A 20,927-nucleotide genomic window follows, 5' to 3' on the forward strand; every position below is an offset into this window, starting at 1 on the left:
TTCACGCGTGAAGCAGGCCGATTTTATTAAATTTTCATAACTTTAAAAATTCAATTCAAACTTCAGTTAAAATGGTCGGAATAATTATGGGCAGCCAGAGCGATCTGGCGGTAATGCAACAGGCAGCGGATTTCCTGAAATCTTTGGAAATTCCTTATGAATTAACGGTTATTTCGGCCCACCGCACTCCGGAAAGAATGTTCGATTATGCTAAAACCGCACAAAAACGCGGACTGAAGGTGATTGTTGCCGGAGCAGGAGGCGCGGCGCATCTTCCGGGAATGGTGGCGAGCTGTACCACATTGCCGGTAATCGGCGTTCCAATTTTATCTTCGAACTCAATTGACGGTTGGGATTCGATCCTGTCGATTCTGCAGATGCCTTCAGGAATTCCTGTAGCAACAGTTGCGCTGAACGGCGCAATGAATGCCGGAATTTTGGCGGCAAAAATCATTGGAAGTTCTGATGCTGGAGTTTCAGAAAAACTAGAAATTTATCAGAATTCGCTAAAAGATAAGGTGCTTGGCACCGTGGAAGAGATCAGGAAAACCCACCCGAACCAGTACGATTAACACTGGATCATCAGGAATTGTCAGTTTTAAAGATTACTTCAAAAGAAAATTCATAAGGTCCATGTAGTTTTTCTGGTTCACGCTGTGACCGCTCATGTATTCCCGAAAACTGAAGTAGCAGCTTAAATCATAAAGCATTTCCGCAGCTTTTCTACCTTCTTCCAGAGGAATGACCACATCATCGGTGCCGTGAGATACAAAGAAACGAAGGTTCTCGAGCTTTTTTTTGTCTTTTACGATGTTTTCAAGCAGTTTTTCTTCCGCATAACAGCTCATACAGGCAACCTTTGAAAAAAGTTCGGGATTTTCTAGTGCCAGCGCATAACTTAAAATTCCGCCCTGGGAGAAGCCGCACAAATGGGTTTTGTTATCCGACAGTCCGTATTGGTTGGAGACCCTTAAAATAGTTTCCAGAATTCCTTTTATCGATTCTTTCGCCTGCGGAACATCTACACGGTTTTCAAGATCATTGAAATCAATGTCGTACCACGAAAAACCTTCAAAATCTGTTGAAAGCGGCGCGCGGATACTCACGACAAGCCAGTCTGCAGGCAGGGTAGGAACGAAGGAAAACAGATCTTCCTCATTGCTGCCATAACCGTGAAGCAGTATTAAAAGTGGGGTGGAAGACGTAATGGTTTCTGGTTCGCGAATAAGATATTTGAAGTCCATGCAGCAAAGATAAACTTTTCTACGATTGCCCGAAAAGGAGAAATGTGCAGTTTTTTGAAAAAAATTAACTTCCATTTAAAGAAAAAAACTATATTTGAAAGATTAAAATCAATTTTAAAGATGAAAAATATTTATAGTTCGAAGCGTTTACTGAAATTCGGCTTTTCAATGATTTTGCTGTCTTCTGTATTAGGAGTGGTTTCTTCCTGCAAAAAAGATGATGAACCTGATTTCACCTCACATAATGTACAGTTTAAGGTGGAAGCCACAAACGATGTACATATTAAAGCGATTGTAACGCAGGTCGGAACGGTTCAGACTTCCAATTATGTGGTGACCGGAACCTCATGGAACAGCGAAAACATCAATGTAAACTCAACTCAAGGTTCTGTAAATATCGCCTCCACAGCAGACGGCTTCGATGCTGATTCAAAACTTATCGTGAAAATTCTGGTAGACGGTGAGTTAAAAAAGACAGACACAGCCAAAGGTCTTGATCTGAAAGCAATGACCACCTACAGTTTTTACAAACAGTTCTAAATTCTATTCGGCCTACTTCCGGATTTAAAAAATAAAAAATGCTAAAATCAGATTTCTGGTTTTAGCATTTTTGTTTTGGGGTGATCCGGGCAATTAGATTTCTCTATTTACCGGTGCAACAGGATTCAGCCGGATGAGTTTCATTTTATCGAGCAGAAGCATAATGCAGTAGGTGATATCGATTTCATGCCATCTTACGCCGCCGAAATTAGCACGTCCACCGAATTTATGGTGGTTGTTATGATAACCTTCGCCCATCATCAGCCAATCGAAACGGAAGAGATTTTTGGAAGTATCTGAAACCTTGAAATTTACATAACCGTAAATATGTGCAAACCAGTTGATGATGACTCCGTGAATCGGTGCCATGAAATAAGCCACCGGCAGAAAGAGCCATTCCCACCACGCGGTTGCAAAAAAATAGAAGAAAGCAGTGTAAGCAAGTGCCCAACCGATTCTGGAACCCCATGAACTCGCAAACCGGTCGAAACCTTCCCACTGCGGAACATTTTTAGTGAATTTCTCTTCGATTTTCAATTTCTGCTGATTGATCTCGGTGTAAATTTTCTTTGTCCGCCACATCATTGTAAAAAGATTGTGGTCATATTTCGGGGAGTGCGGATCTTTTTCGGTATCGGCGTAAGCATGGTGCATCCTGTGCATTACTCCGTAACCATACGCAGAAAGATAATTGGAGCCTTGTGTAAACCAGGTTAAAACAAAACAGAGTTTTTCGCCAAATTTTGACATTTTGAAAGTCTGATGCGCGGCATATCGGTGAAGAAAAAAGGTCTGAAAAAAAAGCCCTGAATACCACAGAACTGCAATAAATATTAAAATTCCCATACATTAAGTTAAGCTGCAAAATTACGCTGATTTAAAGGATTTTTCATCAATAACACAGTTTTACGTTATGCACAAAATAGAAGACCGGAAAAATTCCCGGTCTTCATCAATTATTTATTGTCAAAAGAATATTACACAGCTTTCACGATAAAATAATTCTTTTTCCCTTTTTGCAAAAGCAGGAATTTACCGTCGATAAGGTCTTTTTCTGTCACTTCAAAAGTGTCGCTCACCTTTTCTTTATTAATGGAGATGGAATTGCCCTGAAGTTCTCTTTTCGCTTCACCTTTAGATTTTAAGAAACCTGATTTCTCCGAAATCAAGTCAATGATATTTTGGCCAAGTACTTCAGTTTTCGGAACCTCTTTCTGCGGAACCCCGTCGAAAATTTCCAGAAATGTCGCTTCGTCTAGATTTACAAGATCTTCGGCAGTAGAACGGCCGAAGAGAATTTCAGAAGCTTTCTGGGCTTTTTCGAATTCCTCACGGCTGTGCACCCAAACCGTCACTTCTTCCGCGAGTTTTTTCTGCAGTTTTCTTTCGTGCGGGGCGGTTTTATGATCTCCGATAAGATTTTCGATTTCCGTTCTGCTTAAAAAAGTGTAGAATTTAATGAATCTTTCGGCGTCTTCATCGGTGGCATTCACCCAAAACTGATAGAATTTATATGGGGAAGTCCTTTTCGGGTCGAGCCAGTAATTTTCTCCGCTTTCGGATTTCCCGAATTTGGAGCCGTCTGACTTTGTAATGAGCGGAACTGTTAAAGCAAATGCATCACCCTGCACTTTTCTGCGGATAAGTTCGGTTCCTGTGGTGATATTTCCCCACTGATCCGAGCCGCCCATCTGCATTTTTACATTATTATTTTTATAGAGATGCAGGAAATCATAGCCCTGCAAAAGCTGATAGGTAAATTCCGTGAAACTCATTCCCTCCGCGCCGTTTTCACCAGTAATTCTCTTTTTCACAGATTCTTTCGCCATCATGTAATTCACAGTGATGTTTTTACCCACATCACGCACAAATTCCAGGAAGGAAAACTCTTTCATCCAGTCATAATTGTTAACCAGTTCTGCTTTATTGTCTTCTGTTCCGTCGAATTTCAAAAATTTTGAAAGCTGGTTTTTAATACAGTCTACATAATGATTGAGGGTGGCTTCATCCAAAAGGTTCCGTTCGCTGGACTTTCCGGATGGATCACCGATCATTCCGGTCGCGCCGCCCACCAAAGCGATCGGTTTATGACCGTGCTGCTGAAAATGAGCCAGTATTTTGATCTGAATTAAACTCCCGATATGCAGAGAATCCGCGGTAGGGTCAAAACCTATGTAGGCGGTTGTTATTTCTTTGTTGAGCTGTTCCTCGGTTCCGGGCGTCATGTCAGCAAAAAGTCCGCGCCACTTCAGTTCTTCAATAAAAGGATTCATTTTCATAAAAATTTTGAGTCGCAAATATAGGAAAATTCGGCAGGAAGTTTGTGAGATGAATGGAGGTCAAAAAACTCAAACTCCAATGCAAAAATTTGTTTTAAAAATATTCAGTGGTTTGAATTATCAAAAAAATGTTCCTCAATCCCAACCTGAGCTTAAATTGAATGAAAAAGTCTTTCAGATGCTTATTTTCCTATTTTAAATTATAAACTTTCATAAAATAAGGGGTTTTGCACCTTCTTTTCTCTAAATTTGACTGAACATGAACTTTAAAAACACATTATGGAGGTTTCCTTAAAAAATCAAATAGCGGTTATCACCGGTGCATCCAGCGGAATTGGAGCAGGAATTGCAAAATCGATGGCCGAAGCCGGAGCAACAGTTGTTGTGAATTACCCGTTTGACGGTGCGCTCGATCAGGCCAATTCGGTACTGCAGGAAATTACCCAAAAAGGCGGAAAAGGAATCGTTTACCAATGTGATGTTTCGAAAGAAGATGAAGTGATAAAAATGTTTCACGAGGTTGTTGAACAACTCGGCACCGTGGATATTCTGGTGAACAACGCCGGAATTCAGAAAGATGCAAAATTCACCGAGATGACTCTTGATCAGTGGAATGCGGTAATCGGTGTGAATCTTACGGGACAGTTTCTCTGCGCCCGCGAAGCAATCAAAGAATTTCTCCGCCGCGGTATAGACCTTTCGCGTTCTGCGGCATGCGGAAAAATCATCCACATTTCTTCGGTTCATGAAATCATTCCGTGGGCGGGACATGCGAATTATGCTTCGAGTAAAGGAGCAATACGAATGCTGATGCAGACTTTGGCTCAGGAATACGGAGGAGATAAAATCCGCGTAAATTCCATCTGTCCGGGTGCCATTCAAACTCCGATCAATACAAATGCCTGGAGCAATACCGAAGCAATGAACTCGCTGCTTACTTTAATTCCCTACAACAGGATCGGCCAGCCTCAGGATATCGGGAATCTTGCCGTTTTTCTGGCCAGCGACTTGGCAGATTATATTACAGGAACCAGCATCTTCATTGATGGCGCGATGACTACTTTTGAAAGTTTTTCAACCGGCGGATAACAAACTGCTGAAAGTCATGTTTTTATCATAAAATTTATTCATTATGTCAGAAGAAAGTAAAAGACTGCCCGATATTTCCTGGAAAAAATGGGGACCTTATGTAAGCAACCGCGAGTGGGGTGTTGTGCGTGAAGATTACAGTTCGGACGGCGATGCCTGGAATTACACCCATCACGACACCGCTGAAGCAAAGACTTACCGGTGGAGTGAAGAAGGAATCTGTGGAATTTGTGATGACAAGCAGCTGCTCGTTTTCTCTCTGGGTTTTTGGAACAGAGAAGACAAAATGGTGAAAGAAAGGTTTTTTGGCCTAACGAATCCACAGGGGAATCATGGTGAAGATGTAAAGGAATATTTCTACTACTTAGACAATACCCCGACGCATTCTTACATGAAAATGCTCTACAAATATCCGCAAAATGCTTTTCCTTACGAAGATCTGGTCCAAACCAACGCCAATAAAACCCGCCTGGATCCTGAATATGAACTGATAGACACCGGCATTTTTGATCATAACGAATATTTCGACCTTTTTATAGAATTTGCGAAGGAATCGCAGGAGGATATTCTGATCAGGCTTACAGTGGTGAACAAATGTAAAAAAGCTGCGCCGCTGGTAATTCTTCCTACTATCTGGTTCCGGAATACCTGGCGATGGGACAATCATGATTACAAGCCACAACTTTCCTCTGAATTTGTAGATCAGATTAAAATCAGTCATAAAGAACTCGCCGTCAAAAATATTTATGCCAAAAAATCATCAAATACCTTGTTTTGCGATAACGAAAGCAATGAGGCGCGGCTTTACCACATGCCAAATTCTGAACATTTCTGCAAAGACGGCATCAATGATTTTGTAATCAACGGCAATTCAGCTTCAGTAAACTCAGAAAAGAGGGGTACAAAGGCTTCTTTTTATATTGATGAAAATATCGCGGCGAATTCAACACAGATTTTTGAATTCAGGCTCAGCGACAAAGATTTAAACAATCCCTTTGAAGATTTTGATAAAATTTTTGATTTAAGGAAAAAAGAAGCCGACGGTTTTTACGAAGAAATTCAGAAAGGCATTAAAACTGAAGATGAAAAACTGGTGCAGCGGCAGGCCTTCGCAGGGATGCTCTGGAACAAACAGTTTTACCACTACAATGTCGAAAAGTGGTTAAAAGGAGATTCGGGAGAAATCCGTCCTCCAAAATCCAGGGAAAAAATCAGAAATTCCGAATGGAAGCATCTGAATAATTTCGACATCATTTCTATGCCCGACAAATGGGAATATCCATGGTATGCAACCTGGGATCTTGCGTTTCATACTTTAAGTTTTGCCCTCATTGATCCCGATTTTGCCAAACAGCAGCTGAAACTTTTCACCCTCGACTGGTTTATGCATCCAAACGGGCAGCTTCCGGCGTATGAATGGAATTTTTCTGATGTCAACCCACCGGTTCACGCCTGGGCGGTTTTTCGGGTCTTTAAAATTGATGAAGTCCTGAAACAGAAACCCGATCTGGAGTTTCTGGAAACCGTTTTTCAAAAACTTCTGATCAATTTCACGTGGTGGGTCAATAAAAAAGACGCAAACGGAAACAATATTTTTGAAGGCGGATTCCTGGGACTCGATAACATTGGAGTTTTCGACCGGAGTGAAAAACTGCCCAACGGCGAAAGCCTTGAGCAGGCCGACGGAACGAGCTGGATGGCCATGTTTGCCCTGAATATGATGCGGATCGCGATTGAACTCGCGCAGTACAATCCCATTTATGAAGAAATGGCAACCAAATTTTTCGAACATTTTCTTTATATCGCAGATGCATTGGACAAAATGGGGGACAGCAATTTTTCGTTATGGGACGATCAGGACGAATTTTTCTACGATGCCATTTCTACCAGTAAGGGCACCAATATGTTTTTAAGACTGAGAACTGTTGTAGGCTTGATTCCGATGTTTGCTGTAGAGGTGATTGAAGATGAAATGCTGCAGAAACTTCCTAAATTCAAAGCGAGGATGGACTGGATCATGGAAAATAAACCTGAACTGGCTTCGCTGGTTTCCCACTGGGAAGTGAAAGGTCACGATTCCAAACACCTGCTTAGCCTGCTTCGCGGCCACCGGCTCAAGAGATTGCTGGCCAGAATGCTGGATGAAAAAGAATTTTTAAGTGATTACGGCGTTCGTGCACTTTCGAAAATTTACGAGAAAGATCCTTTTAAAATGGAGTTTAACGGCATGGATTACACCGTAAAATACACTCCGGCAGAAAGCGACAGCGGGATGTTCGGCGGCAACAGCAACTGGCGCGGTCCAATCTGGTTTCCGGTTAATTTCCTGATTATCGAAAGTTTACAGCGTTTTTTCTTTTATTACAGTCCCGATTTTAAAGTGGAATATCCTACTGGTAGCGGAAATTTTTCTGATCTCGATGAAATCGCTGACGAACTTGGAAAAAGGCTTTCGAAAATATTTTTAAAAGACGAAAACGGAAAACGCGCCTTCAACGGTCAGTATCCAAAATTTCAGGAAGATGAGGATTTTAAGGACTATATTCTGTTCTATGAATACTTCCACGGTGATAATGGGCGTGGAGTGGGAGCCTCGCACCAGACAGGGTGGACAGGACTTATCGCCAAAATCCTGCAGCCCAGGTTCTCAAAAATGAAAATGGCAAAGGCCGAAACAGAAACCGAAGCTTCAAAATAGTTTGGTAGAACTATTTCTGATTGTGGCCTCCGTTATTGCGGCTTTTTTCAATTTCTGAAAGTTTTTTTGAGATCGTTTCCAGAATTTCAATCTGTTTCTGCTGCATTTCGCACATGTGTTTGTATTGGTCGATTATGGATAAATCGAGCTTTTCGTGGAGATTCCTGATTTCAATTTCTGACTTCAGGTTCACCATATAATCATTTTTGGAACGCTTCCGGTCTTTAAATTCCTGACGGTTCTGGCTCATCATAATGATGGGAGCCTGCACTGCGGCGATACAGGAAAGGATCAGGTTGAGTAAAATATACGGATAGGGATCAAAACCAGAGTTTTGTTTGATTTGGGTATTATAGAAAATCCATAAAAACATGACCAGTGCAAAAAGGATAATGAACTTCCAGCTGCCTCCGAATTTCGCGACATTGTCTGATAGTTTTTCACCAAATGTTCTACCGTCATTCTCATCTTCATTAAGTTTGGTAATTAAAAGTGATTCTTCTTCAATCGCTTTATGAACAATGTTATGAATTTTGTTAAGCTGATCATCCTCACTTTTTAAAAGATCTAAAATATATTTTTCACTTTTCATGGTGTGTAATTTACCAACAAATGTAAATCAATAAATTAAAAAAATCCAAAAACTCATTCACCAGATATTTTATCTGTTGCACAAAAAAACCGTCTGAATATGCAGACGGTTTATATAAAAATTTTAAAATTCTTAGCTGGATTTAAAGGACATTCCTTTTTCCTCCAATAATTTCTGTTCCTGTTCTTTATACACTCCTGAAATCAATTTTTCGTGAATCGCGTCGAAAGCATCAAGCGTGGCATTGATCTCAGAATCGGTGTGTGAAGCAGTTGGAATCAATCTCAATAAAATCATTCCTTTTGGAATTACCGGATAAATCACTACTGAGGTAAAGATGCCGAAATTTTCGCGCAGGTCTTTCACCAAAAGGGTAGCTTCTACTGTTGAACCCTGCATCATAACCGGAGTAACACATGTATTGGTATTCCCGATGTTGAATCCTCTGTCAGTTAATCCGTTCTGCAGTTTCAGCACATTTTCCCACAATTTTTCTTTGATTTCAGGCTGTGAACGCAGCAAATCAAGTCTTTTCAAACCTCCGATTACCATCGGCATTGTTAAAGATTTTGCAAAAACCTGCGAGCGGAGGTTGTATTTCAGGATTCTGATGATTTCCTGATCTCCTGCAATGAATGCTCCGAATCCCGCCATTGATTTGGCAAAAGTGGAGAAGTAAATATCAATCTGGTCCTGACAGCCCTGTTCTTCACCGGCGCCGGCGCCTGTTTTTCCTAATGTTCCGAAACCGTGAGCATCATCCACCAAAAGTCTGAAATTGAATTTTGATTTCAGGTCACAGATTTCCTTGATTTTTCCCTGCATTCCGCGCATCCCGAAAACTCCTTCAGTAATCACTAGGATTCCGCCGCCGTTTTCTTCAGCCACTTTGGTAGCACGGGCAAGATTTTTTTCAAGACTCGCCATATCATTATGTTTAAAAGTAAAACTTTTACCCATATGAAGTCTTACTCCGTCAACGATGCAGGCATGGGAGTCAGCATCATAAACAATAACATCGTGTCTTGAAACCAATGCATCGATGGTGGAAACCATTCCCTGGTAACCGAAATTCAAAAGGTAAGCAGCTTCTTTTTCTACAAATGCAGCCAGTTCTCTTTCCAGCTGCTGGTGCTGTTCGGTTTCTCCGGACATTGCTCTGGCTCCCATTGGATAGAACATTCCGAATTCTGCGGCAGCTTTTGCATCGGCTTCCAAAACTTCAGGATGGTTGCAAAGTCCAAGATAATCGTTTGCGCTCCAGAAAATCACTTCTCTTCCCTGAAATATCATTCGGGGACCGATCGGTCCTTCAAGTTTCGGAAAAACAAAATATCCTTCTGCATAATCTGCGAACTGGCCGAGAGGCCCCGGATTCTGCCTGATTCTATCGAAAATATCTACCATTATTGCTGTATTAATTTTTATAAATGTAAGTGCGCAAAGATAATTAAATTTAAACTAAAAAAAAGCCTTTCACTATTTACGAAAAGGCTTCAGGCTTAGTTTATTTTAATATTTATTTGATGTATTCAGTTTTGAAAACTTCATCATAGTTGTGAACACAGTTGTTGATGAACCCCTGTTCTTCCATCCATTCGTCGCTGTACACCTTTGTAATATACCTCGAGCCGTGATCGGGAAAAATAACCACAACCAAATCCTCTTTCGAAAATTGATTGCTGTTCGCATACTGCAGAAGTCCCTGAACAACAGCGCCAGTCGTGTAACCGCCCATTATTGCTTCTTTCAGGGCAATTTCACGGGTTCTGTAAGCAGACATTTCGTCATTGACCCTTACAAATTCGTCAATTTTATCAAATAAAAGAGCGGAAGGAATCAGATTTTTCCCCATTCCCTCGATCTGGTAAGGGTGAATGTCATCACTGTTAATTTTTCCCGTTTCATGAAAACCTTTCAGTATTGAGCCTGAAGCATCAACTCCAATCACCTTGATATCCGGATTTTTTTCCTTTAAAAATTTTGCAGATCCCGAAAGCGTTCCGCCGGTGCCGGTACAGGCAAAAAGATGGGTGATTTTGCCATCAGTCTGCTCCCAGATTTCAGGTCCGGTTGTGCGGAAGTGTGCATCTATATTGAGCTCGTTGAAGTACTGATTGATGTAGATGGCATCCGGAGTTTCGGCGGCAATTTTTTTGGCCACTTCGTAATAGGAACGTGGATCATCTGCCGGAACGTTTGCCGGACAGACATATACAGTCGCACCCAAAGCCTTTAAATAGGATATTTTTTCTTTTTTCGTCTTGTTGCTTACGGCCAGAATGCATTTATACCCCTTAATAATGGAAACCATTGCAATGGAAAAGCCTGTGTTGCCCGAAGTGGTTTCTACAATCGTGGAACCGGGTTTTAAAAGCCCTTTTTTTTCTGCCGCTTCAATAATATGAAACGCAATTCTATCTTTTGTAGAATGCCCCGGATTATAGGATTCTAACTTGGCATATACAGTCGCCGGAATCTCTTTTGTAACAGTATTGAGTTTTACCAGCGGAGTGTTTCCTATTAAACCAAGTATGTTGTCGTAAACATTAGTCATTGTTCATTAATTTCTCTAAAAAACTATCTGCGAAATTACTAAAAAAATAATTATTAACAATATTTAACTTTTTTAATTCATATAAGTAGTATAAAATTGAATATTCTTAAAAATACAATTTTGGCTATTTCCAATTAGTCTGCCAAATTCTGTAATTTTTAGAAAAAATCAAAATAATTATGGTTGAAAAACCTTAATTTCGCAACAATTCACAATTTTATGAAAAACTGGTCTTTTAAACTGTGGAATACCGTTCTGGGATGGGTGGTTTTCATCATTGCTTTTTTAACATATTTGTCAACAATAGAGCCGAATTTCAGCTTTTGGGATTGTGGCGAATATATTTCTTCGGCTGTAAAACTTGAGGTAACCCACGCGCCCGGAGCTGCACTATTTCAGCTTATCGGTGCGGTTGCGGCAATGTTTGCCTTCGGAAACGGAGAGCATTATTCCGTCGTGATCAATGCGATGTCTGCACTTTTCAGTGCTTTCACGATTCTTTTCCTTTTCTGGACGATTACTCATTTGGTACGAAGGCTGATGAACAAAGAATTTGAAGAAGTCACTTTCCATCAGGAAGTCTCTATTCTGTTTGCAGGTTTGATAGGAGCTTTGGCGTTTACCTTCTCAGATACTTTTTGGTTCTCGGCAGTAGAGGGAGAAGTATATTCTATGGCCACTATGTTTATCGCGCTTTTAGTTTGGCTTATAACTAAATGGGAAAATGAATACCATGATGCCGACAATGAAAGATGGATTATTTTAATCTTTTTCATGATTGGCCTTTCTGTAGGGGTCCATATGATGTGTATGCTTGCTTTGCCTGCAGTTTGCTTCATTTATTACGCAAGAAATTACGAGTTTAACTGGAAGAGTTTTATCTGGGCAAATCTCATCACTTTAGTGATATTGGCAATTGTTTTTAAAGGAATTTTCCCGCTGATCATGACTCTTTTCGGAAAAATGGAGATTTTTGCGGTTAACGGGATCGGTCTTCCTTTCCACTCCGGAACCGTAATTTCCTTTATTATTTTGGTGGCTTTATGTTATTTCGGAATCCGTTACGCAAAAAAAGCCAGGAAAAATATTTATCAGACCATTGCCCTATCTGTGGTGTACATGATCATCGGTTTTTCATGCTGGATGGTGATTCCGATCCGTGCCAATGCAAATCCGCCGATGAACCTTAACAATCCGGACAATGCGATTGGAATGCTGGATTATTACAACCGGGAACAGTACGGAGACTGGCCAACCTCTTACGGACAGAATTATACGGCCTATCTGGACTGGGACGGTATTCAGAAAAATGAAGACGGAAGTTTCAAAACCGATAAAACCGGAGATGTTTACGAAAAAGATGAAAAAACAGGCACCTACAGAAAAGTAGGCGAACGTTTCAATTATGTTTTCAGTCTGGATCAGGTAAGTCTGATGCCACGAATGTTTAATGAAGACAAGGAGGTCATGGCCAATTACATGTCCATGTACGGCGCACCCGATTTTTCCTTTAATTATGACAATGAAGATATTGCCGACAACCCAAAAGCCAAAGAGATTTTTGAGGATCTGAGGCGGAAATATGAAGACGGCAGCATAAAAGTTCAGGACTACTTGGAAGTCAAGCCTTACCGCCTGATCAACATCCAGAGACCTTCGCTGAGTCAGAATTTAAATTACTTTTTTGAGTTCCAGAACGGCTATTATTTTGCCCGATACCTGATGTGGAATTTCGTCGGAAGGCAGAATGACCTGGAAGGAAGCTGGGAAAACACCAAGGGCAACTGGATTTCCGGAATCCCGTTTATCGACAATGCGAGATTGGGAGACCAGAGTAAAATGCCGGAGAAATTCAGAAATGAAAGCACCGTAGCGTTTTATTTCCTGCCTTTCCTTTTAGGACTCATCGGCTTTTTCTTCCAGCTGAATAAGGATTTCGGGCGTTTTTATGCGATTCTTTCCCTCTTTGTGATCACAAGTGTCGGAATTGTATTTTATACGGGCGTAAAACCGTTTGAACCGCGGGAAAGAGATTATGCGATGGTCGGCTCATTTTTCGCTTTTTCCATCTGGATCGGTTTAGGTGCAGCAGCAATTTTATGGTACCTGCAAACAAAGATAAAGTCCACAGCTGTAAATTTTGGAGCCGGTTTGATTTTGCTCGGTATTCCATTGATGATGGGCTTCAAGAATTATAATGTTCACGACAGAAGTGAGAGGTATACCGCATTTGATTATGCATATTCAGTTTTAAAATCACTTCCAAAAGACGATATTCTGTTTGTTTATGGCGATAATGACACCTATCCGGTGTGGGGAATGCAGGAAACTTCAGGCCTTCGTGACGATGTTAAAGTTGTTAATTTTACACTTCTCTCCACACCGTGGAATATTGATCAGGTAAAAAGAAGGACGTACAATTCCAAACCCGTTCCAAGCTCTTTCACCCATGACGAATACCGCGACGGAACCAATGATCAGGTGTATCTGATGAGCAAAGAAGATTGGGAAAACATCTTCTCGAATCTTAAAGATCAGGGCGCTCCGGATGATGCCATGAAAGAATTCCAGAAATATCTTACCAAAGATTCCATGACCATGAAGGAAGCAGTGAATTTCTTAAGATATAAATCGGAAGCAAAAGATGAAATCCTCAAGATGCTTTTCGGTGAAGAGCGGTACGCGAAAAACAATATTCTGCCGGTAAGTAAATTTGTATTGCCGGTGAATAAAGCCAATGCAGTGAAATCAGGAATTATTAAAGCCTCAGATGCGGGAAGCACTGTAGACAATATCGTGATTGATTATAAAGGAAATACCATGTTCAAGAATAATCTCCTCATGCTTGATATTCTGGCGAATTTCGACTGGAAAAGACCTATTAATTTCTCTTCAGGCGGAATTTACGACAGCGAAAATATCTTTTATCTGGATGATTATCTACAATACGACGGTTTCAGTTACCGGCTTGTTCCCATTAAAACCGAACCGACGGAAGACGGTGAAATGGGTCGCGTAGATGCAAATTCGCTGTACAATATTGTAAAAAACTACAGATGGGGGAATTTTAAGGATTTGAATGTTCATTTTGATGAAACCGCAACCTCAAATATTGTGAGTTACCGCAGTTCAGCGAGCAGGGCTGCAGAAGCTTTGGCTTTATCGGGTCAGAAACAGAAAGCCATTGAAATCCTGGATCTTGCCAACCGCGAGATTCCCATCTCAAAATTCAACGATGCCCGTTCTTTAAGCTCAATCGTTTACGGTTATATCGTTGCCGGTCAGGAACAGAAAGGGCTTCAGCTTGCTGAAAAACTTAAAAAAGATATTTTCGAAGAGTACGATTACTACAACAATCTTCCACCAGAGGATCAGGCCACTGTTTCAAGAGTCATGAGAACCAAACCGTTCGAATATTCACTTATTGTAGGAGCCGTTTCGAATGCTTACAAAAAAATTGGACAGCAGGAAAAAGGGTACACCTATCTGGTAAAATCCATTGAACCGGTAGATAAAAGGTTCAACAACTTTATCAAAGACCTCGAAACCATGGGTAAAGAAAAAGCCTACAAGGAATCGGAAAATGTACAGAAAATAACGCCTTTTTATCAGTATCTTTTTGAAGTGATGAAGCCTTATGACACTACTTATGCAACAGAAAAGGAACACCAGATCACCACTTCAATCATGAAGGCTACACAATAAGCTTTAAAAGCTTAAAAATCATGTAAAAACGGGCAAATTGTCCGTTTTTTTGTCTTATTTTTGGAAGAGAAATGAAAAAGAAGGATAATTTTTTCTTCAATAATTAAACTGAAAGGATGAAATATTGTGCGTTTCTACGCGGGGTGAATGTCAACGGAACTTCCATGAAAATGGCAGAGGTTTGCAAAGTATTTGCTGATGCAGGTTTGAGTGATGTTTCCTCAGTTCTTGCAACCGGAAACATCCTTTTTTCCTCTTCCGATAAGGCCCTGGACCTGAAAAAAAATCTTGAAAAAGCAATGTCGGAGTATTTTAATTACGACGCATTTCTCTTCATCAAAACCGAAAAAGAAGTCGCGCAAATGGTGGAAGGAAATCCGTTTGAAAAATCCGAAAACCTTCATATTTATATTTTTACCGGAACAGAAGGCATTGAGAATATTCTTCTGGATGAATTTAAGATTGCTTCAAAAACCGACTCGGAAAAAGGAGAAGTAGTGGGGGAGACTTTTTACTGGCAGGTTCCGAAAGGTGATACGCTCGGCTCTTCTTTTGGAAAAATACTGGGAAAGAAATCCCTGAAAGATAAAATGACCAGCCGCAACCTGAATACAATGGAAAAAATCTTCAATAAATTTCAGTAATACCTTACTAAAGCATAATAACCAAAATCAAATGATTCAGTATTTAGACAACATCCATCACAAAAATTCCAGGAATTTTTTCCTCATAGCCGGTCCCTGCATTATCGAAGGGGAGGACATGGCGTTAAAAATTGCCGAAAAAATAATGGAGATCACCAATAAATATGAAATTCCATACATCTTTAAAGGAAGTTTCAAGAAGGCAAACCGCAGCAGGGTCGACAGTTTCACTACCATTGGTGAGGAAAAATCGCTTGAAATCCTGAAAAAAGTAGGTGAAACTTTCAATATTCCGACGACAACCGATATCCATGAAAATGATCACGCTGCCTTGGCCGCAAATTATGTGGATGTGCTACAAATTCCGGCTTTTTTGGTACGTCAGACCGATCTTTTGATCGCTGCCGCAAAAACAGGAAAATGTGTGACCCTGAAGAAAGGCCAGTTTCTTTCACCAGAATCAATGAAATTTGCGGTGGAAAAAGTCCATGATTCCGGAAACATAAAAACCGCGATTATTGAGCGCGGAAATTCCTTCGGTTACACGGATCTGGTTGTGGATTTCAGAGGAATCCCAACCATGCGGAATTATGCTCCTGTAATTCTGGATGTTACCCATTCGCTGCAGCAGCCCAACCAGAATTCAGGCGTGACCGGCGGAAGACCGGAACTTATTGAAACCATTGCAAAAGCCGGAATTGCGGTAGGAGCAGACGGACTTTTCATTGAAACACATCCGGATCCAAGCTGTGCGCTTTCAGACGGAGCAAACATGCTGCAGCTGGATAAACTCGAAGATCTGCTCCAGAAACTGACCAGAATCCGCGAAGCGATTTTATAATCCAAAATTTTCTTACATTTAGCTCTAAAATTTTCAGGTTGAAAAAATTTATATATTTTCCGGCTTTATTGCTTCCGGCCATGCTTTTTTCCCAAAATGATTCGGTGAAAACTTCAGACATTCAGGAAGTCGTGTTTCAGAAAAAGGGCAGTCCCCGAAGCAACGACCTTACTTCGGTAAGCATTTCGGCAAAAGATGCCAAAAATGTCGCATCGCTTTCAGGCGGAATTGAAGGGCTCATTAAAACACTGCCTTCGGTGAATTCGAATACCGAACTTTCTTCGCAATACATGGTTCGTGGCGGAAATTATGATGAAAACCTGATCTACATTAATGATATTGAAATTTACCGGCCCTTTCTGATCAGAAATTCCATGCAGGAAGGCATGAGCATCATCAATCCCGATATGGTTTCAACGGTGAATTTTTCAGCCGGTGGTTTCGAAGCCAAATACGGAGACAAAATGTCTTCGGCACTGAATATTTATTACCGTCAACCCGAAAAATTCGAACTTTCAGGCGAAGCGAGTTTGATAGGAGGGAGGCTGACAGCAGGTTTCGGAACGGAAAACAAAAAAGTAAATGCGCTTTTTTCCGCACGATACCGGAATACGAATCTCGTTTTAAATACGCTAAAAGAGGACACTGATTTCAATCCAAAGTATATGGATTTTCAGTCCTATATCAATTATCACATCACACCGAAATTCTCTCTGTCATTCATTGGCTATTACTCAGACAATGCCTATGATATGATCCCAAAACAGAAGGAAGTCGATTTCGGTTCACTGCTTACGCCACTTACTCTGACCGTTTATTATGACGGACAGGAGGAAGACAAGTATAAAAACATGATGGGGACCTTCTCCATGAACTATAAACCGAGTGATAAATGGAGGTTTACGCTGGACAGTTTTGCCTATCAGAACAGGGAAAGAGAGTATTATTCCATAGCTTCCGCATATCTTCTTCAGACTTTCGATCCCATTACCGGTGATCCGATTACGTCTTATGATGTTGGCGGACAGATCGAACACGCCAGAAACGATTTGCAGGTAAAAACTTATGGAGTACAGTTCAAAGCCAGATTTTCACCGAATATAAATACCGATATTGAGGTAGGTTTGAAATACGAAAAAGAAAATCTTCAGGATTTCACCAACGAATGGAAACTCGTTGATTCCATCGGTTACAGCACACCCAGAGATTTTGTAAATCCGGGGACGCTTGACGCTTCCGCGCTGGATCTTTATTATTCCATTTCCGGAAAGAATCATATTGAACCTACGAGAATTTCGGCCTACGCGCAATATTCAACAAAATTTTTCCTCGGAACATCCAAAGCATTTGTAAATGCAGGAGCCCGGGTTTCGCACTGGGACTTCAATGATGAAACCATCTTTTCGCCGCGTGCGCAGTTTGCGCTAAAACCGGACTGGAAAGCCGATATGCTATTCCGTTTGTCCGGAGGAGTTTATTATCAGGCACCTTTTTACAAGGAAATCAAAGATCTCGACGGGAATTTCAACCCCAATATCATCTCACAGCGTTCCATTCAGATGATTCTGGCCAATGATTATGAATTTTTCATGTATGACCGGCCATTTAAACTGACAACCGAAGCATACTATAAAAAGATGGATGATCTGATTCCTTATTATATGGATAATGTCAGGGTACGGTATACAGGCAAAAACAATTCCGAAGGTTATGCGTATGGAATTGATACAAGGCTTTTCGGGGAATTTGTTCCGGGAATTGATTCATGGCTTTCAGCGAGTTATGCAAGAGTTTTTGAAAATATTGACGACAGAGGAGAACTTCCTCGTCCGACTGACCAACGGTTCAGATTTGCACTTTTCTATCAGGATTATATGCCGAGATTTCCAAAAATGCGGGTAAACTTAACCGGAACTTACGGAATGGGATTACCAAACGGCGCGCCGATTTTTAGTGATCCTTATGAATTCAGGAGAAATCTGCCTTCCTATAAAAGAGTTGATCTCGGACTTTCTTATGTGTTCATTGATCCTAAAGAAAAAAACCAGGCATGGGGTTTCTGGGGAAGTTTTGAGGAACTGACTTTAGGGGTTCAGGTTTTCAATGCATTCAACATAAACAATACAGTCGCAAACCAATGGATTACCGATGTGAATACCAATTATATCTATCCGGTTCCGGTGCGGTTAACAGGCAGATTCTTTAATGTAAAACTGGAGTTTAAAATAAAATAAATTCCGGTTTTCTGTAGTTGATCTGACTTATAACAAGCCTTAGCATCCAGAAAGATTTTATTAAGATTAAATTCAACAGTTGCAAAAGGCTGCAAAAAATCCAATTTAACATAATATAAATTATAGGACATTTTTAGATGCCTATATTACCGCTGGCTGTTGACTGGAATCTTCGAATTAGCTTCTCAATTTGTCTCTGTTAAAATTAGATCTCAATTTATCTCTGTTAAATAAAGCCAGTTCTTAATAATATCGTGGAGCCTATTCTCAGCGATCAGAGATCTTGAAAGCATTTTACTTGGTTTGGCTAAAAATCTGAAAGTTTCCTATATGAGTTTCTTTTAAAGCTCAGCAAAATTTCTGCTCACATCAAAATAAACCAACATACAATTTATGAACATCTTATGAACATCAGAAAATTTGAGACTTTAAGGAATTGTAAACGAATACATTCATAGAAAATTGGTTCCTCATGATCCATCATTTAAAAACTTGCTCGCAAGTTTCTAAAAAGCAATGACACTTAACATAATAATCGTTATTTCAATGGTTCGATAATTTTTTAATATCTTTAATTTTAAATTTTTACCTATGAAGAATTATTTTGTTGCCGCTGCGCTTTTAATGACGGCGCTGGCTTGTGAAAAAAAATCTACAGAAAAGATCAATACCGCTACCACTCCACCCGACTCTGTTGTGGTGCCGGAAACCAATGAACCGCTGGAGTCTTCAACCCGTCAATCCTGTTATATAGGCGCAGTTGGAAAGGATTCTGTATTCATGTCGATCGACGATAATCTGGGAACCATTACTGGTAAATTGAGGTATAAAAACTTTGAAAAAGACAGTTCATTCGGCGACGTTGCCGGAAGCCAGAATGGTGATACGCTTAAGTTATTCTATACCTTTCAATCCGAAGGTATGACATCCAACCGGGAGATTTATTTCCTGAGAAAAGATGGTAATCTGTTGGAAGGAATCGGGGAACAGAAAACAGAAGGCAACGATGCAGTTTACATTAATCCCTCCAAATTAAAATTCGAAAATGGTCATACAATGAGACCAACTGAATGCGAAGGCTTCGAGAAAAAATTTGTTAATTAATAGCTTTATGTATATCATAAAAGAGCATCCCATAAGGATGCTTTTTTTTGTGAAATCATCATTCACTGAATCAGTCAAATTTCGCGGCATACGTCATCAAATCTCGGTATAGCGGATCGGAAGAAGTATAAAAAATTCTGATTAAACTCCGCAAATCGTCTGAGGTGCTGTAATTGGTGGGGAAAACTTTGGCATATTCCACTGAACTTTTTGCGAGTTCAGTATGGTCTGCCTGGTAACCTCTTACAAAACTCTCGTTGCTGATATTATAATAAAGGATGAAATTATCCGGCGTGTAACCGCCTGTTCCCTGTATGATTTTAGCAGTTTCAGCAGCGTCGATATAAGCAATCATAATATCGGTGTCGGTTTTATCATGTTCCCATCTAAGTGTGGCATCAAAACTGGCAATTTTGGTGGAAACTCCTCCGTCTGTAGAATACTTCACCCTGATCACTGCCGGATTTGTTGTTGCACCTGTCCGCTGTTCAGCAGCCACCATAAATTCATAATAAATACCGTCATTGGCAGTCCAGTGGTAAAAATCTACAATTTCTATATTTTTTAACTGCGCCTGAAACGGGGTTAAAAAAAGAAATAAAACAATGCTAAGAAATGTTTTCATGATTTTATTTTTTAATTTAACCAAATTTAACATTTTTTTTAATGAATCTGACTTAACATATTAAAAAAGGAGTGTCTGCAAGATTTAAAATTGTTAGATTTGCATTATATATAATCTAACATGATCTCCCTAACCGAAGAAAACTATCTTAAAGCAATTTTTCATCTTAACGATGAAGAAAATTTAGTGACCATTAATGATCTAAGCAAGTTTTTAAATGTTAAAATGCCCAGTGTGAACAGTATGATGAAGAAATTCGCAGAAAAAAAATGGATTGTATATGAGAGTTACAAACCTCTTAAAATTACCGATTCAGGCATGAAAGAAGCGGCACTTGTGGTAAGGAAACACCGCCTAACTGAAATGTTCCTCGTGGAAAAAATGAATTTCGGATGGGAAAATGTTCATGAAATCGCCGAACAGCTCGAACATTTGCAGTCTGAAATATTTTTTGATAAAATGGATGAAATCCTAAATTATCCAAAACTCGATCCGCATGGTGAGCCTATTCCCGACAAGGATGGCTGTATTATTGCGCAGAATCTGCAGAAACTCAGTGCCTGCAAGACTGGTGATAAGGTTACATTTGCATCAGTCACGGTTTCAAGCCATGACTTCTTAAATTACCTGAATGATAAAAACCTGGTTTTGGGAACATCAATTGAAATTTTGAATATTGAAAAATTTGATCAGTCGATGAGTGTACGAATCAATAAGAAAAAGGAGATTTTAAGTAAGATGGTATGCGAAAAACTGCTTGTAAATAAATAAAAAA

General features: G+C 40.2%; 17 protein-coding genes. 10 read left to right on the forward strand and 7 right to left on the reverse strand.

The genetic code is table 11. The features are described 5' to 3' along the window. The first annotated feature begins 71 nt into the window (after positions 1-71). Positions 72-572 (forward strand): 5-(carboxyamino)imidazole ribonucleotide mutase, encoded by a 501-nt coding sequence (purE, locus tag FUA25_RS02980; RefSeq protein ID WP_147755401.1) that lies wholly within the window; start codon positions 72-74, stop codon positions 570-572. A 33-nt stretch (positions 573-605) separates the two neighbouring features. Here purE and FUA25_RS02985 read toward each other — a convergent pair whose 3' ends face one another. After that, positions 606-1,244, reverse strand: a complete 639-nt coding sequence (locus FUA25_RS02985; protein ID WP_147755402.1) for an alpha/beta hydrolase — start codon at positions 1,242-1,244, stop codon at positions 606-608. Between the two features lie 120 nt (positions 1,245-1,364). On the opposite strand from FUA25_RS02985, the gene FUA25_RS02990 reads away from it, so the two are divergent. Beyond that, positions 1,365-1,784: a hypothetical protein gene (locus tag FUA25_RS02990; protein WP_147755403.1), complete on the forward strand. Its 420-nt coding sequence runs from the start codon at positions 1,365-1,367 to the stop codon at positions 1,782-1,784. 93 nt (positions 1,785-1,877) lie between these two features. Here FUA25_RS02990 and FUA25_RS02995 read toward each other — a convergent pair whose 3' ends face one another. After that, positions 1,878-2,630: an acyl-CoA desaturase gene (locus tag FUA25_RS02995; protein ID WP_147755404.1), complete on the reverse strand. Its 753-nt coding sequence runs from the start codon at positions 2,628-2,630 to the stop codon at positions 1,878-1,880. A 131-nt stretch (positions 2,631-2,761) separates the two neighbouring features. Then, positions 2,762-4,057, reverse strand: coding sequence for a tyrosine--tRNA ligase (tyrS, locus tag FUA25_RS03000; RefSeq protein ID WP_147755405.1), 1,296 nt, complete (start codon positions 4,055-4,057; stop codon positions 2,762-2,764). A gap of 285 nt (positions 4,058-4,342) precedes the next feature. On the opposite strand from tyrS, the gene FUA25_RS03005 reads away from it, so the two are divergent. Both FUA25_RS03005 and FUA25_RS03010 read left to right on the forward strand, forming a co-directional pair. Then, on the forward strand, positions 4,343-5,152 hold the full coding sequence (locus FUA25_RS03005) for a glucose 1-dehydrogenase (protein WP_147755406.1): 810 nt from the start codon (positions 4,343-4,345) through the stop codon (positions 5,150-5,152). Between the two features lie 43 nt (positions 5,153-5,195). Next, complete coding sequence (locus FUA25_RS03010; RefSeq protein WP_147755407.1) at positions 5,196-7,850, forward strand: MGH1-like glycoside hydrolase domain-containing protein; 2,655 nt, start codon at positions 5,196-5,198, stop codon at positions 7,848-7,850. Positions 7,851-7,860: 10 nt separating this feature from the next. Here the strand turns inward: FUA25_RS03010 and FUA25_RS03015 are convergent, their stop codons facing one another. From FUA25_RS03015 to FUA25_RS03025, 3 genes are all read right to left on the reverse strand, one after another. Further along, positions 7,861-8,442 carry a DUF1003 domain-containing protein gene (locus FUA25_RS03015; RefSeq protein ID WP_147755408.1) on the reverse strand — a complete coding sequence of 194 codons (582 nt, stop codon included), beginning with the start codon at positions 8,440-8,442 and terminating at the stop codon, positions 7,861-7,863. Positions 8,443-8,574: 132 nt separating this feature from the next. After that, positions 8,575-9,849, reverse strand: coding sequence for an aminotransferase class I/II-fold pyridoxal phosphate-dependent enzyme (locus FUA25_RS03020; RefSeq protein ID WP_147755409.1), 1,275 nt, complete (start codon positions 9,847-9,849; stop codon positions 8,575-8,577). Between the two features lie 112 nt (positions 9,850-9,961). Then, positions 9,962-10,999: a PLP-dependent cysteine synthase family protein gene (locus FUA25_RS03025; protein WP_147755410.1), complete on the reverse strand. Its 1,038-nt coding sequence runs from the start codon at positions 10,997-10,999 to the stop codon at positions 9,962-9,964. Positions 11,000-11,218: 219 nt separating this feature from the next. Here FUA25_RS03025 and FUA25_RS03030 point away from each other — a divergent pair, with 219 nt between their 5' ends. The 5 genes from FUA25_RS03030 (at position 11,219) to FUA25_RS13210 (ending at position 19,527) form a co-directional block, all read left to right on the forward strand. Then, positions 11,219-14,704, forward strand: coding sequence for a DUF2723 domain-containing protein (locus tag FUA25_RS03030; RefSeq protein WP_147755688.1), 3,486 nt, complete (start codon positions 11,219-11,221; stop codon positions 14,702-14,704). A gap of 116 nt (positions 14,705-14,820) precedes the next feature. Further along, positions 14,821-15,348, forward strand: coding sequence for a DUF1697 domain-containing protein (locus FUA25_RS03035; RefSeq protein ID WP_147755411.1), 528 nt, complete (start codon positions 14,821-14,823; stop codon positions 15,346-15,348). Between the two features lie 31 nt (positions 15,349-15,379). After that, the gene (gene kdsA, locus FUA25_RS03040) at positions 15,380-16,189 is read left to right on the forward strand and encodes a 3-deoxy-8-phosphooctulonate synthase (protein ID WP_147755412.1); all 810 of its coding nucleotides are present in this window, start codon (positions 15,380-15,382) and stop codon (positions 16,187-16,189) included. Positions 16,190-16,269: 80 nt separating this feature from the next. Then, positions 16,270-18,423, forward strand: coding sequence for a TonB-dependent receptor plug domain-containing protein (locus FUA25_RS03045; RefSeq protein ID WP_147755689.1), 2,154 nt, complete (start codon positions 16,270-16,272; stop codon positions 18,421-18,423). Positions 18,424-19,014: 591 nt separating this feature from the next. Beyond that, on the forward strand, positions 19,015-19,527 hold the full coding sequence (locus FUA25_RS13210; protein ID WP_185146643.1) for a hypothetical protein: 513 nt from the start codon (positions 19,015-19,017) through the stop codon (positions 19,525-19,527). A 70-nt stretch (positions 19,528-19,597) separates the two neighbouring features. Here FUA25_RS13210 and FUA25_RS03055 read toward each other — a convergent pair whose 3' ends face one another. After that, positions 19,598-20,152: a hypothetical protein gene (locus FUA25_RS03055; protein WP_147755413.1), complete on the reverse strand. Its 555-nt coding sequence runs from the start codon at positions 20,150-20,152 to the stop codon at positions 19,598-19,600. Positions 20,153-20,272: 120 nt separating this feature from the next. Between FUA25_RS03055 and FUA25_RS03060 the strand changes: the two genes are divergently transcribed. After that, complete coding sequence (locus tag FUA25_RS03060; RefSeq protein WP_147755414.1) at positions 20,273-20,923, forward strand: metal-dependent transcriptional regulator; 651 nt, start codon at positions 20,273-20,275, stop codon at positions 20,921-20,923. Positions 20,924-20,927 lie beyond the last annotated feature (4 nt).

Source organism: Chryseobacterium sp. (assembly GCF_008014695.1).
Taxonomy (GTDB): domain Bacteria; phylum Bacteroidota; class Bacteroidia; order Flavobacteriales; family Weeksellaceae; genus Kaistella.

Coding starts and splice junctions, on each gene's coding strand:
- purE (WP_147755401.1), top strand. CDS start 72: ATGGTCGGAATAATTATGGGCAGCCAGAGCGATCTGGCGGTAATGCAA.
- FUA25_RS02985 (WP_147755402.1), bottom strand. CDS start 1,244: ATGGACTTCAAATATCTTATTCGCGAACCAGAAACCATTACGTCTTCC.
- FUA25_RS02990 (WP_147755403.1), top strand. CDS start 1,365: ATGAAAAATATTTATAGTTCGAAGCGTTTACTGAAATTCGGCTTTTCA.
- FUA25_RS02995 (WP_147755404.1), bottom strand. CDS start 2,630: ATGGGAATTTTAATATTTATTGCAGTTCTGTGGTATTCAGGGCTTTTT.
- tyrS (WP_147755405.1), bottom strand. CDS start 4,057: ATGAATCCTTTTATTGAAGAACTGAAGTGGCGCGGACTTTTTGCTGAC.
- FUA25_RS03005 (WP_147755406.1), top strand. CDS start 4,343: ATGGAGGTTTCCTTAAAAAATCAAATAGCGGTTATCACCGGTGCATCC.
- FUA25_RS03010 (WP_147755407.1), top strand. CDS start 5,196: ATGTCAGAAGAAAGTAAAAGACTGCCCGATATTTCCTGGAAAAAATGG.
- FUA25_RS03015 (WP_147755408.1), bottom strand. CDS start 8,442: ATGAAAAGTGAAAAATATATTTTAGATCTTTTAAAAAGTGAGGATGAT.
- FUA25_RS03020 (WP_147755409.1), bottom strand. CDS start 9,849: ATGGTAGATATTTTCGATAGAATCAGGCAGAATCCGGGGCCTCTCGGC.
- FUA25_RS03025 (WP_147755410.1), bottom strand. CDS start 10,999: ATGACTAATGTTTACGACAACATACTTGGTTTAATAGGAAACACTCCG.
- FUA25_RS03030 (WP_147755688.1), top strand. CDS start 11,219: ATGAAAAACTGGTCTTTTAAACTGTGGAATACCGTTCTGGGATGGGTG.
- FUA25_RS03035 (WP_147755411.1), top strand. CDS start 14,821: ATGAAATATTGTGCGTTTCTACGCGGGGTGAATGTCAACGGAACTTCC.
- kdsA (WP_147755412.1), top strand. CDS start 15,380: ATGATTCAGTATTTAGACAACATCCATCACAAAAATTCCAGGAATTTT.
- FUA25_RS03045 (WP_147755689.1), top strand. CDS start 16,270: ATGCTTTTTTCCCAAAATGATTCGGTGAAAACTTCAGACATTCAGGAA.
- FUA25_RS13210 (WP_185146643.1), top strand. CDS start 19,015: ATGAAGAATTATTTTGTTGCCGCTGCGCTTTTAATGACGGCGCTGGCT.
- FUA25_RS03055 (WP_147755413.1), bottom strand. CDS start 20,152: ATGAAAACATTTCTTAGCATTGTTTTATTTCTTTTTTTAACCCCGTTT.
- FUA25_RS03060 (WP_147755414.1), top strand. CDS start 20,273: ATGATCTCCCTAACCGAAGAAAACTATCTTAAAGCAATTTTTCATCTT.